This is a genomic window from Ruegeria sp. BC8, from assembly GCF_056535705.1.
The window spans coordinates 868,303-879,064 of the sequence record NZ_JBQFIV010000001.1 but is presented as its reverse complement, the minus strand read 5'-3'; the positions used below and the strand labels follow the sequence as shown (position 1 = coordinate 879,064).

Sequence of the window (10,762 nt, the reverse complement as noted above, 5' to 3'; positions counted from 1 at the left end):
CGGGCAAGGTCGGCTTGCACACAAAACCAAAGGCAAGAACATGACCAGCAAACTCGCCATCCTCACCCTTTCCACCGCGTTGGCCGCTGTTTCGGCCCCCGCATTCGCCCAGTCTCAGGGGGACTGGACCGTTGGTGTCGGTATCGGCTACCTCGACCCGAAATCCGACAACGGGTCCCTCGCCGGCTTCAGCGCCGACGTCGACTCGGACACCCGCCCGATCTTCACCGCCGAGTATTTCATTCGTGACAATCTGGGCATCGAGCTTTTGGCCGCAACGCCGTTCAGCCATGACATCACGCTGGGCGGAAGTGTCGACGCGGGCAGCGTCAAGCACCTGCCGCCCACACTGTCGCTGAACTACCACTTTGCAACCAGCAGCGCCTGGAAACCCTACGTCGGCGCCGGTTTGAACTACACCGTGTTCTTTGACGAGGAATCGCCGCTGGGCGATCTGAAGGTCGACGACTCGTTCGGCGTGTCGCTGCAGGCCGGCCTGGACTACATGGTCACGGACAAGGGCGCGGTTCGCCTGAACGTCCGCTGGTTCGACATCGACTCGGACGTCACCCTCAACGGAGCCGACATCGGCAAGGCCGAGATCGATCCGTGGCTGGTTGGCGTGTCCTACGTCCATCGCTTCTGATCCTTCGATCGGATACGCCTCGCCGTGACCTCGTCGGCGAGGCGTTTTTCTTCAGAGCATTTCGTTCATCAATTCGCGGCCGATCAGCATCCGGCGGATCTCGCTGGTGCCCGCGCCGATCTCCATCAGCTTGGCATCGCGGAAGATCCGGCTGACCGGCGCATCCGCCAGGAACCCGGCCCCGCCCATGGCCTGAACCGCCTGATGCGCCTGCACCATCGCCTGCTCGGACGCATAGAGACAGCACGCCGCCGCATCCTGCCGGGTCACGTCGCCCCGATCACAGGCCTTGGCGACCTCGTAGACATACGCCCGGGCCGAATTCATCGCGGTGTACATGTCGGCGATCTTGCCCTGCATCAGCTGGAAGGTTCCGATCGGTTTGCCGAACTGCTTGCGCTCGGCCAGATAGGGCATGATCTCGTCCAGGCAGGCAGCCATGATGCCGGTGCCAATCCCGGCCAGAACCACGCGCTCATAGTCGAGGCCCGACATCAGAACCGCAACGCCCTTGCCTTCTTCGCCCAGCACGTTCTCGAAGGGCACCTCGACATCTTCGAAGATCAGCTCGGCCGTGTTCGAACCGCGCATACCCAGCTTGTCGAAATGGGGCGAGGTCGAGAACCCTTTCATCTCTTTCTCGATCAGGAAGGCCGTGATGCCCTTGGACCCGGCCTCGGGGTCGGTCTTGGCATAGACGACCAGCGTATCGGCATCCGGCCCGTTGGTGATCCAGTATTTGTTGCCGTTCAGGCGGTAATGGTCGTTGCGCTTTTCCGCCCGCAGTTTCATCGACACAACATCCGACCCCGCTCCGGGTTCCGACATTGCCAGGGCACCTACGTGTTCGCCCGAAATCAGGCGCGGCAGGTATTTCTGCTTCTGTTCTTCAGTGCCGTTCAGCTTGATCTGGTTGACGCATAGGTTGGAATGCGCCCCGTAGGACAACGCCACCGATGCCGAGGCGCGTGCGATTTCTTCAACCGCGATCGTATGCGCCAGATAGGTCATTTCGGCGCCGCCATACTGTTCGGGAACGGTTACGCCCAGCAGACCGAGTTCACCCATTTCCTTCCACAGCTCGTTGGGAAAGGCGTTGGTCTTGTCGATCTCGGCCGCCATCGGCTTGACCCGCTCCTGCGCCCAGCGGTGCACCATCTCGCGCAGCGCGTTCACATCCTCACCCAGATCGAATTGCATTGTCGCCGTGAACATCCGCGCTCTCCTCTTTCGCGTTAATGAACAGGTGTTCAATAAACTGATACAGACCTTTCCCCGCGCGGTCAATCATCGCGTGACCCAAATGAAAAAGCCGCCCTCGGGCGGCTTTTGCAGTGTTCGAGCGTGCGCCGCATGGCGCACTCGATTGAATTACTGTTGGAAAACGGCGCCGACCTCGGCGCGGATGATGCCGGCAATCAGGCGGCAATCGTCCAGTGAGAAGGTCAACGGAACGCGCATGTCGATGATCCCGCGCAGAATCCGGTCGGTCTCGGGCATCCGTTCCGACTCGGCATAGCGCCAGCTGTCATAGCGCGAGGTGAACCCGGTCGGCTCGGCCCCGCCGAACCACTTCAACTCGACTCCGCGATCGGCGCAGCGTCGCAGAACCTCGGTAATCCTGTCCTGCGCCCAATCCAGCAGAAGGAACTGGATCGACGAGCCGACATAGCTCTCCTCGGCAGGCCGCTCGACGATAGTCAGGCCGGGCGTGCCGCGCAGGCCCGCCTCGATCTCGGCATAGCGTTCGTTCCAGCGCCGCACCTGCCGATCCAACTCGCGCAACTGGGGGCGCAGGATCGCCGCGCGCAGATTGTCCATCCGCCCCGACACGTTTGGCGTGGTGTACTTGATCCGCTCGAACACCTCGGGACCCGGCGCCGCAAGGTGGCGTTCGTATAGCATGTACGAGCCCGATAGCATCGTGGCCTTGGCCGCCAGCATCTCGTCATCGGTGATCAACAGACCACCCTCGCCCGAGTTCACATGTTTGTAGGTCTGGCAGGAATAGCAACCGATCGCCCCCTGACGGCCGGACAACTGCCCGCGCCAGGCGGCGCCCATCGTGTGGGCGCAATCCTCGATCACCGTCACCCCGGCGGCGTCGCACATCTGCATCAACCGGTCCATGTCACACAGATGCCCGCGCATGTGGCTGAGCATCAGAACCTTGGCGCGGTCCATCTTGGCCGCCAGATCGTCCAGATCGATGGTCAGCCCCTCGGTCACGCCCACGAAAACCGGGCGCGCATTGACCGAGGCGATCGCCCCCGGCACCGGGGCCAGCGTGAAGGCGTTGGTCAGAACCGCATCTCCCGGCTGGACACCCACGGCACGCAGGGCCGTGGCCAGCGCATAGCCGCCCGACGACACGGCCAGACAGTATTTCGCACCCATCTGCGCGGCAAATTCCTGTTCCAACAGGGCGGTTTCGCTCAGCTCTCCGGGGGCCACGTTGTAGCGGTGCAACCGCCCGTGACGCAGAACAGCCAGCGCCGCCTCGATCGCCTCGTCGGGGATCGGCTCCTGCTGGGTGAAACTGCCAGAAAATCGCTCGGTCATGGCGTCGTTTGTGGGGCCAGTCGCAGCGCGGGTCAAGAGATCAGGCCGCCGCGCCCACAAGCTCGGCGACGATTGCGGGCAGATCGTCGAAATGGTGCAGCAGCGCATCGGGCTGCAGTGCGGCCATGTCATCACCGGACGGGCCGAAGGTCACAAGGATCGAAGGCACCCCTGCGGCGAGGGCCGTGTTACGGTCGGTATCCGAGTCGCCCACCAGTATGCAGTGGTCGGGAAGCCCGCCGGCCCGGCGCGCCGCTTCACGCAGCGGCGCGGGGTCGGGCTTGCGCACCGGCAGCGTGTCCGCCCCCACCAACGAGCCAAACAACGCCCGCGCTCCCAGCCGCGTCATCAGCAGCTCGGCCAGCGCCTCGGGCTTGTTGGTGCAGATGCCGACACCGTATCCGGCGGCCTTCAGCGCCTCGACCGCCTGCAGCGCGCCGGGATAGAAGGTGGTGTGGGTGTCGATCGCCTGCCCATAGGCCTCGAGCAGGACCGGGTAATAGGCGTTCACGGTCTCTTCGTCATAGGCGCCCACGCGTTTCAGCCCGTGGGTCAGCATCATCCGCCCGCCGCGCAAAGCCACCGCCGCATCCTGCCCGTGCACCAGCACGTCGCCATGCCCCATCTGCCGGAAACAATGGTTGGCCGCCGCCAGCAGATCGCCCGACGTATCGGCCAAAGTCCCGTCCAGATCGAAGATGACCGTGCGCATTCTGTCTCCTTGCTCGGCAGTTTTCCGCCATGTCGTGTTGCAAACGGCAATCTTGTTTGATGGCCGAACGGCTTGCGCCTTTGCCCTCAGCGGATAAAACGGACCGCGACAAAACAAAAGAGAAAACGCATTCATGAGCACTGCCCTTGTCATCCTTGCCGCCGGAAAAGGCACCCGGATGAATTCGGATATCCCAAAGGTTCTGCACCCGATCGCCCAGGTTCCGATGCTGGTGCACGCCATGCGCGCCGGGTCGGTTCTGGCACCCGAACGCACGGCCATCGTCACCGGCCACGGCGCCGAGGCGGTGGCCAAAGTCGCGCAGGCCGAGGATGAAGACGCCCGCATCGTCGTGCAGGACCAACAGCTGGGCACCGCCCATGCCGTTGCCCAGGCGCGCGAGGCCCTGGACGGGTTCACCGGTGACGTGGTCGTTCTGTACGGCGATACCCCGTTTCTGCAGCCTGACACGCTGGAGCGCATGATCGCCGCGCGGGCTGACAACGATCTGGTGATCCTGGGCTTCGAGGCCGCCGACCCGGCCCGGTATGGCCGTTTGGTGATGAACGGAGATGCTCTGGAACGGATCGTCGAGTTCAAGGATGCGTCAGATGAAGAACGCGCCATAACCTTCTGCAACTCCGGTCTTCTGGCCTGTGACGCGGGCACCCTGTTCGACCTGATCGACGCGGTCGGAAACGACAACGCATCGGGCGAATACTACCTGACCGACGTGGTCGAGATCGCGCGCGACCGCGGCCTGAAGGTCACCGCCGTTTCGTGCGACGAGGCGCAGACGCTGGGCGTGAACTCGCGCGCTGATCTGGCCGCGGCCGACGCCGTGTTCCAGGCCCGCGCCCGGGCCGAGCTACTGGATCTGGGCGTCACCCTGATGGCCCCCGAGACGGTCTATCTGGCTGCCGACACGGTGATCGGCCGCGACACGGTGATCGAACCCAACGTGGTCTTCGGCCCCGGCGTCACGGTCGAAAGCGGCGCGACGATCCGGGCGTTTTCGCACCTGGAAGGCTGTCACGTAAGCCGCGGCGCCGTGGTCGGCCCCTATGCCCGGCTGCGCCCGGGGGCCGAACTGGCCGAGAACACCCGTATCGGCAATTTCGTCGAGATCAAGAATGCCGAAATCGCCGAGGGCGCCAAGGTCAATCACCTCAGCTATATCGGCGATGCGTCGGTCGGCGCGGGTTCGAATATCGGCGCGGGCACCATCACCTGCAACTATGATGGCGTGATGAAGCACCGCACGGTGATCGGCGAGAACGTCTTTGTCGGCTCGAACACCATGCTGGTGGCCCCGGTCACCGTGGGCAGCGGCGCGATGACGGCCACGGGCACCATCGTGACCCGCGACATCGAACCCGACGCCCTGGCGGTGGGTCGGGCCAAACAGGAAAACAAACCGGGCTATGCCCGCAAGCTGTTCGAGATGCTGAAGGCGAAAAAGGCACGCCGGGACAAGGGAGCCTGAGTAAATGTGTGGAATTGTTGGCGTATTGGGCAAGCACGAAGCGGCGCCCATTCTGGTCGAAGCACTGAAACGGCTGGAATACCGCGGCTATGACAGCGCGGGCATCGCAACCGTAAACGGCGGCAAGCTGGGTCGTCGGCGCGCGGTAGGCAAGCTGGTCAATCTCAGCGACCTGCTGGTGCATGACCCCTTGCCCGGAAAGTCGGGCATCGGGCATACGCGGTGGGCGACCCATGGCGCACCCTCGGTCAGCAACGCGCACCCGCATCAGGCCGGACCGGTTGCCGTGGTCCACAACGGCATCGTCGAGAACTATCGCGAGCTGCGGGCCGAACTGGCCGAGAACGGAATCGATTTCCAGACCGAGACCGACACCGAAACCGTCGCGTTGATGACCGAATTCTACATGAAATCGGGGCTGAGCCCGGTCGAGGCCGCCTTCAAGACCATCGACCGGCTGCAAGGTGCCTTTGCGCTGGCCTTCCTGTTCGACGGCGAGGATGACCTGATCGTCGCCGCCCGCAAGGGCTCGCCGCTGGCCATCGGGCACGGGGATGGCGAGATGTTCGTCGGCTCGGACGCCATTGCGCTGGCGCCTCTGACCGACCGGATCACCTATCTGGAAGAAGGCGACCGCGCCGTGGTCACCCGCAATTCGGTCGAGATCCGCAACGAGGCGGGCGAGATCGCAAATCGCGAGATCCGCAAGATCCAGCTGGATCAGACCCGGACCGACAAGGGCGGGCACAAGCATTTCATGGCCAAAGAAATCGCCGAACAGCCGGTGGTGGTGGCCGAAGCGATCCGCTCGTACCTGCCAACCGGCGGCGACAGGGTAGTTTTGCCGGACGCGGATCTTGATTTCTCCAAGCTGGACCGCCTGACCATGGTGGCCTGCGGCACAGCCTTCTATGCCTGTCTGACCGCCAAGTACTGGTTCGAGCAACTGGCCCGGATGCCGGTCGAGGTCGATATCGCCAGCGAGTTCCGCTATCGCGAACCGCCGATCACCGACCGCACGCTGGCCCTGTTCGTCAGCCAGTCGGGCGAAACCGCCGACACTCTGGCCGCGCTGCGCTATTGCGAGGGCAAGGCCGACAAGATCGTGTCGGTGGTCAATGTCCCAGAAAGCTCTATCGCGCGCGAAAGCGACGTGGCGCTGCCCATCCATGCCGGGGTCGAGATCGGCGTGGCCTCGACCAAGGCCTTCACCTGCCAACTGAGCGTTCTGCTGATGCTGGCGCTCAAGGCCGCGGCCGACCGGGGCACACTGGACGACGATGCGCTGGCCGATCACGCCGCCGCGCTGCGCGGTCTGCCGACTCTGCTGAACGCCGCGCTGGACCAGGAGGAGGCGATCCGGAAATCCGCGCAGCGCCTGTCCGAGGCGCGCGACGTTCTGTTCCTGGGCCGCGGCCTGATGTACCCGCTGGCCCTTGAAGGCGCGCTGAAACTCAAGGAAATCAGCTATATCCACGCCGAAGGTTATGCCTCGGGCGAGTTGAAGCACGGCCCCATCGCCCTGATCGACAAGCACATGCCCGTGGTGGTGATGGCCCCGCGCGACGCGGTGTTCGACAAGACCGTGTCGAACATGCAAGAGGTCATGGCGCGCAAGGGCAAGGTCATTTTGGTCTCGGACGACGACGGGATCGCCGAAGCCAAGGACGGGGTCTGGAGCACGATCCGTATGCCGCATGCCCACCCTTCGGTGGCGCCGATCCTTTATTCGGTGCCCGCGCAGCTGCTGGCCTATCACACGGCCGTCGCCAAGGGCACCGATGTTGACCAGCCGCGTAACCTGGCGAAATCCGTCACGGTCGAGTAAGCCGCCATGCCGGACAGCCCCTTGGACCAGATCAAGGCCCATGCCGACCCGGACCGGGCCGCCCAGATGGCGACCTATCACAAGGTCGATCGCCCCTATCTTGGGGTGCCGAACCCGGTGCTAAATGATCTGACCAAAAGCTGGCGGCAGCAGATGGACGTGGACGCCCGTGTCGCGCTGGCCGATCAGCTGTGGCAGACCAACATCCACGAGGCGCGGCTGGCCGCCGCCAAGCTGCTGACGCAGGCCCGCATCCGTCCCGATCAGGCGGTTTGGGACCTGCTGCAAAGCTGGCTGCCCGATTTCGACGCCTGGGCGGTGGCCGATCATGCCAGCATGGCCATGCAAAAGCGCCTGTGGGCCGATCCTTCGCGGCTGGATCAGGTCGAAAGCTGGACGACCTCAGATCACATGTGGACCCGACGCGCCGCGCTGGTGGCCACCCTGCCCTGGACCAAGCAGAACCACCCCAAGCCCGACGACCTTCAGCGCCGCGACCGAATTCTGGGGTGGGCCGCCGGCTATATCCCCGATCGCGACTGGTTCATCCAGAAGGCGGTGGCCTGGTGGCTGCGCGACCTGTCCAAACATGACCCCGACCGGGTGCGGGCGTTTCTGGCCGCGCATGGTGACGCGATGAAGCCGTTTGCCCGCAAAGAGGCCGGCAAGTACCTGAAAGATCAGTTGGAATAAACGTCCAGTTCAACCAGTTCGTCAAACGGCACCAATAGCGCACGCATCGCCTCAACCGACAGGCGGCTGCCGCCTGACGGCGCCGGTACAAGTGTGATATAGGCCTGCGCGCCCGTCTTGGGCACGACCACCCGGCCATTGATCTCAGTTTCGACCAACGGCGTTTCAAGCCAGCGTCCGGGCTTGTTCGGATCGCCCAGTCCGGCAATCGTTGTCTTGGCCCCAGCCCATCCGGTGTTCACGGCCGCAACAGGCGTTGCTTCCACCTCTTCGGTCGCAGCGGCGGTTTCTGTCGTCTGCGCAGGTTCCGCATCCGGGGCGCGATCAAGGCTTTGCCGCACCGCATCACAGCCGGTCAAAAACGCAGGAATAATGACAAACAGGTATCGCATGCAACCAGCCTACCCCTGCCCGCGCCCGCGTTCCACCCCTCAAGCGCAGTTCTGACTTGTCGCAAGGCACGGTGCGCTTTACCTATTGGGCATGACTGCTCCGTTGATCGACCCGTTTGCCCGCGCAATCACCTATCTCCGCGTCTCCGTCACGGACCGCTGCGATTTCCGCTGTGTCTACTGCATGTCTGAAAACATGACCTTTCTGCCCAAGAAAGAGCTGCTGACGCTGGAAGAACTGGACCGGATGTGTTCGACCTTCATTCGACTGGGCGTGGAAAAGCTGCGGATCACCGGGGGCGAGCCGCTTGTGCGCCGTGGGATCATGGGGTTCTTCGACTCGATGACCCGGCATCTGGACAGCGGCGCACTGAAAGAGCTGACGCTGACCACCAATGGCTCGCAACTCGCCCGGTTCGCCGACGACCTGTATGCCTCCGGGGTGCGGCGGGTGAATGTCTCGCTCGACACGCTGGACGAGGACAAATTCGCCCAGATCACCCGTTGGGGTCGCTTGAAACAGGTCCTGGGCGGGATCGATGCCGCGCAGAAGGCCGGGTTGCGCGTCAAGATCAACGCGGTGGCCCTGAAAGGGTTCAACGAGGAAGAGCTGCCCAAGATCACCCGCTGGTGCGCCGAACGCGACATGGACCTTACCTGGATCGAGGTCATGCCCATGGGTGACATCGGCAACGAGGACCGGCTGGACCAGTACTGGTCGCTGAAGGACGTCCGGGCTGAGTACGAAAACCAATATACCGTCACCGATCTGGCCGAGCGCACGGGCGGACCGGCGCGCTATGTCCGGTTGGAGGAAACCGGGCAAAAGATCGGTTTCATCACACCGCTCAGCCATAATTTCTGCGAAAGCTGCAACCGCGTACGCCTGACCTGCACGGGCGAGTTGTACATGTGCCTGGGGCAAGAGGACATGGCCGACCTGCGCGCGCCCCTACGCGACCACACCAACAGCGAAGAGCCGCTGGAACAGGCGATCCGCGCGGCGATTACCCTCAAGCCCAAGGGCCATGATTTTGACTATTCCCGCCAGAAGATCGACGGCCAGATGAGCCGTCACATGAGCCATACGGGCGGCTGACATGTCAGACTTGTCGGGGCGACCCACGGCGCTGTACCGTGTGTACTGCGCGTTGACGTCCATCGCCATGCCGTTGGCCTGGCGCACCGTTCGCGCCAAGCTGCAATCGGCGGGTGTTTCCGAAATCCGTCAGCGCGAGCGGCTGGGCCATGCGAGTCTGCCCCGCCCTGACGGTCGGCTGATCTGGTTCCATGCGGCCAGCGTTGGCGAAAGCCTGTCGATTCTGAGCCTTATCAGGCGCATGAGCGAACGGATCGAGGATGCACATTTCCTGATCACCTCTGGCACCCCGACCTCGGCGGCGCTGGTGGAAAAACGTCTGCCGCCGCGCACCCGCCACCAATACCCCCCTCTGGACAGCGCCGGCCCGGTGGCGCGGTTCCTGGATCACTGGCGGCCCGATGCCGGCGTCTTTGTCGAAAGCGAGATCTGGCCACGACTGATCGTCGAGACCGCCCAGCGTGGGACACCACTGGCCCTGCTGAACGCGCGCCTGTCCGAGAAATCGGTGGCCGGGTGGAAGAAGCGCCCCGACACCGCCCGCTATGTCCTGAGCCAGTTCCGACTGTTCCTGACGCAAAACGACCGCACGGCCGCAAACCTGATCGCCATGGGCGCGTCCGCCGATCTGGTGCAGCCCGGAACCAACCTCAAGGCCATGTCCGATCCGCTGCCGGTGGATCAAAACACGCTGACGCAGATCCGCGCGCAGATCGGCGCGCGGCCGGTCTGGATCGCCAGCTCGACCCATGCGGGCGAGGAGGAGACCGTTCTGGCCGCCCATGCCGAATTGCTGAATCGCTGGCCCGACCTGCTGCTGCTGCTGATCCCCCGCCACCCCGAACGACGGGCCGAGGTCTGCGCCCTGATCGATGCCGCGGGTCAAAGCCATGCTCTGCGCAGCGCCGGGCAGCCGGTTACCCACGACACGCAGGTCTATGTGGCCGATACGCTGGGCGAAACCGGAACGTGGTACGCGTTGTGTCCGATCGTGTTTCTGGGCGGGTCGCTGAAAGAGATCGGCGGCCACAACCCGTTCGAACCTGCTCAGGCCGGGGCCGCGGTGATCACCGGGCCGGGTTACTACAATTTCGCCGAGACATTTGCCCCGCTGGTGGACAGCGGCGGCGCGGTAGAAGTCGCTTCGGCGCCGGAATTGGCCAAGGCGGTCGAGCCCTGGCTGTCGGACAGATCGGCGCTGGCAGCGGCGCAAGCGGCGGCGCAATCCTGCGTGAACACCCAGAAATCGGCGCTGGATTCGGTTGTGGATACGCTATGCGACAAGCTGGGTCTGGAGAACGCAGGCCCCTGACCGCCAGTGGCAGCGGGGGCCTGCGCCCCCGC

General features: G+C 64.0%; 10 protein-coding genes. 6 read left to right on the top strand and 4 right to left on the bottom strand.

Annotation, left to right across the window (positions count from 1 at the left end; translation table 11 throughout):
* Positions 1-40: 40 nt before the first annotated feature.
* Positions 41-646 (top strand): OmpW/AlkL family protein, encoded by a 606-nt coding sequence (locus ACR3EK_RS04560; RefSeq protein ID WP_170357333.1) that lies wholly within the window; start codon positions 41-43, stop codon positions 644-646.
* A gap of 51 nt (positions 647-697) precedes the next feature.
* Here the strand turns inward: ACR3EK_RS04560 and ACR3EK_RS04555 are convergent, their stop codons facing one another.
* The 3 genes from ACR3EK_RS04555 to ACR3EK_RS04545 all read right to left on the bottom strand — a co-directional run bounded on the left by ACR3EK_RS04555 (position 698) and on the right by ACR3EK_RS04545 (position 3,920).
* Positions 698-1,861: an isovaleryl-CoA dehydrogenase gene (locus ACR3EK_RS04555; RefSeq protein WP_170340987.1), complete on the bottom strand. Its 1,164-nt coding sequence runs from the start codon at positions 1,859-1,861 to the stop codon at positions 698-700.
* A 156-nt stretch (positions 1,862-2,017) separates the two neighbouring features.
* Positions 2,018-3,208 (bottom strand): DegT/DnrJ/EryC1/StrS family aminotransferase, encoded by a 1,191-nt coding sequence (locus ACR3EK_RS04550; protein WP_480632793.1) that lies wholly within the window; start codon positions 3,206-3,208, stop codon positions 2,018-2,020.
* Between the two features lie 40 nt (positions 3,209-3,248).
* A complete protein-coding gene (locus ACR3EK_RS04545) occupies positions 3,249-3,920 on the bottom strand; it encodes an HAD-IA family hydrolase (RefSeq protein ID WP_170340984.1) in 672 nt (223 codons plus the stop codon).
* 133 nt (positions 3,921-4,053) lie between these two features.
* On the opposite strand from ACR3EK_RS04545, the gene glmU reads away from it, so the two are divergent.
* The 3 genes from glmU to ACR3EK_RS04530 are packed head-to-tail and all read left to right on the top strand — an operon-like array spanning position 4,054 to position 7,927.
* Complete coding sequence (gene glmU / locus ACR3EK_RS04540; RefSeq protein ID WP_480632792.1) at positions 4,054-5,406, top strand: bifunctional UDP-N-acetylglucosamine diphosphorylase/glucosamine-1-phosphate N-acetyltransferase GlmU; 1,353 nt, start codon at positions 4,054-4,056, stop codon at positions 5,404-5,406.
* A gap of 4 nt (positions 5,407-5,410) precedes the next feature.
* Positions 5,411-7,234 carry a glutamine--fructose-6-phosphate transaminase (isomerizing) gene (gene glmS / locus ACR3EK_RS04535; RefSeq protein WP_480632791.1) on the top strand — a complete coding sequence of 608 codons (1,824 nt, stop codon included), beginning with the start codon at positions 5,411-5,413 and terminating at the stop codon, positions 7,232-7,234.
* Between the two features lie 6 nt (positions 7,235-7,240).
* Positions 7,241-7,927: a DNA alkylation repair protein gene (locus ACR3EK_RS04530; RefSeq protein ID WP_480632790.1), complete on the top strand. Its 687-nt coding sequence runs from the start codon at positions 7,241-7,243 to the stop codon at positions 7,925-7,927.
* Here the strand turns inward: ACR3EK_RS04530 and ACR3EK_RS04525 are convergent.
* The gene (locus ACR3EK_RS04525; protein ID WP_170340364.1) at positions 7,915-8,319 is read right to left on the bottom strand and encodes a hypothetical protein; all 405 of its coding nucleotides are present in this window, start codon (positions 8,317-8,319) and stop codon (positions 7,915-7,917) included. The genes ACR3EK_RS04530 and ACR3EK_RS04525 overlap by 13 nt on opposite strands.
* Before the next feature lie 91 nt (positions 8,320-8,410).
* Between ACR3EK_RS04525 and moaA the strand changes: the two genes are divergently transcribed.
* Positions 8,411-9,418 carry a GTP 3',8-cyclase MoaA gene (moaA, locus tag ACR3EK_RS04520; RefSeq protein WP_480632789.1) on the top strand — a complete coding sequence of 336 codons (1,008 nt, stop codon included), beginning with the start codon at positions 8,411-8,413 and terminating at the stop codon, positions 9,416-9,418.
* Between the two features lies 1 nt (position 9,419).
* Complete coding sequence (locus tag ACR3EK_RS04515) at positions 9,420-10,730, top strand: 3-deoxy-D-manno-octulosonic acid transferase (RefSeq protein ID WP_480632788.1); 1,311 nt, start codon at positions 9,420-9,422, stop codon at positions 10,728-10,730.
* Positions 10,731-10,762 lie beyond the last annotated feature (32 nt).

Coding starts and splice junctions, on each gene's coding strand:
- ACR3EK_RS04560 (WP_170357333.1), top strand. CDS start 41: ATGACCAGCAAACTCGCCATCCTCACCCTTTCCACCGCGTTGGCCGCT.
- ACR3EK_RS04555 (WP_170340987.1), bottom strand. CDS start 1,861: ATGTTCACGGCGACAATGCAATTCGATCTGGGTGAGGATGTGAACGCG.
- ACR3EK_RS04550 (WP_480632793.1), bottom strand. CDS start 3,208: ATGACCGAGCGATTTTCTGGCAGTTTCACCCAGCAGGAGCCGATCCCC.
- ACR3EK_RS04545 (WP_170340984.1), bottom strand. CDS start 3,920: ATGCGCACGGTCATCTTCGATCTGGACGGGACTTTGGCCGATACGTCG.
- glmU (WP_480632792.1), top strand. CDS start 4,054: ATGAGCACTGCCCTTGTCATCCTTGCCGCCGGAAAAGGCACCCGGATG.
- glmS (WP_480632791.1), top strand. CDS start 5,411: ATGTGTGGAATTGTTGGCGTATTGGGCAAGCACGAAGCGGCGCCCATT.
- ACR3EK_RS04530 (WP_480632790.1), top strand. CDS start 7,241: ATGCCGGACAGCCCCTTGGACCAGATCAAGGCCCATGCCGACCCGGAC.
- ACR3EK_RS04525 (WP_170340364.1), bottom strand. CDS start 8,319: ATGCGATACCTGTTTGTCATTATTCCTGCGTTTTTGACCGGCTGTGAT.
- moaA (WP_480632789.1), top strand. CDS start 8,411: ATGACTGCTCCGTTGATCGACCCGTTTGCCCGCGCAATCACCTATCTC.
- ACR3EK_RS04515 (WP_480632788.1), top strand. CDS start 9,420: ATGTCAGACTTGTCGGGGCGACCCACGGCGCTGTACCGTGTGTACTGC.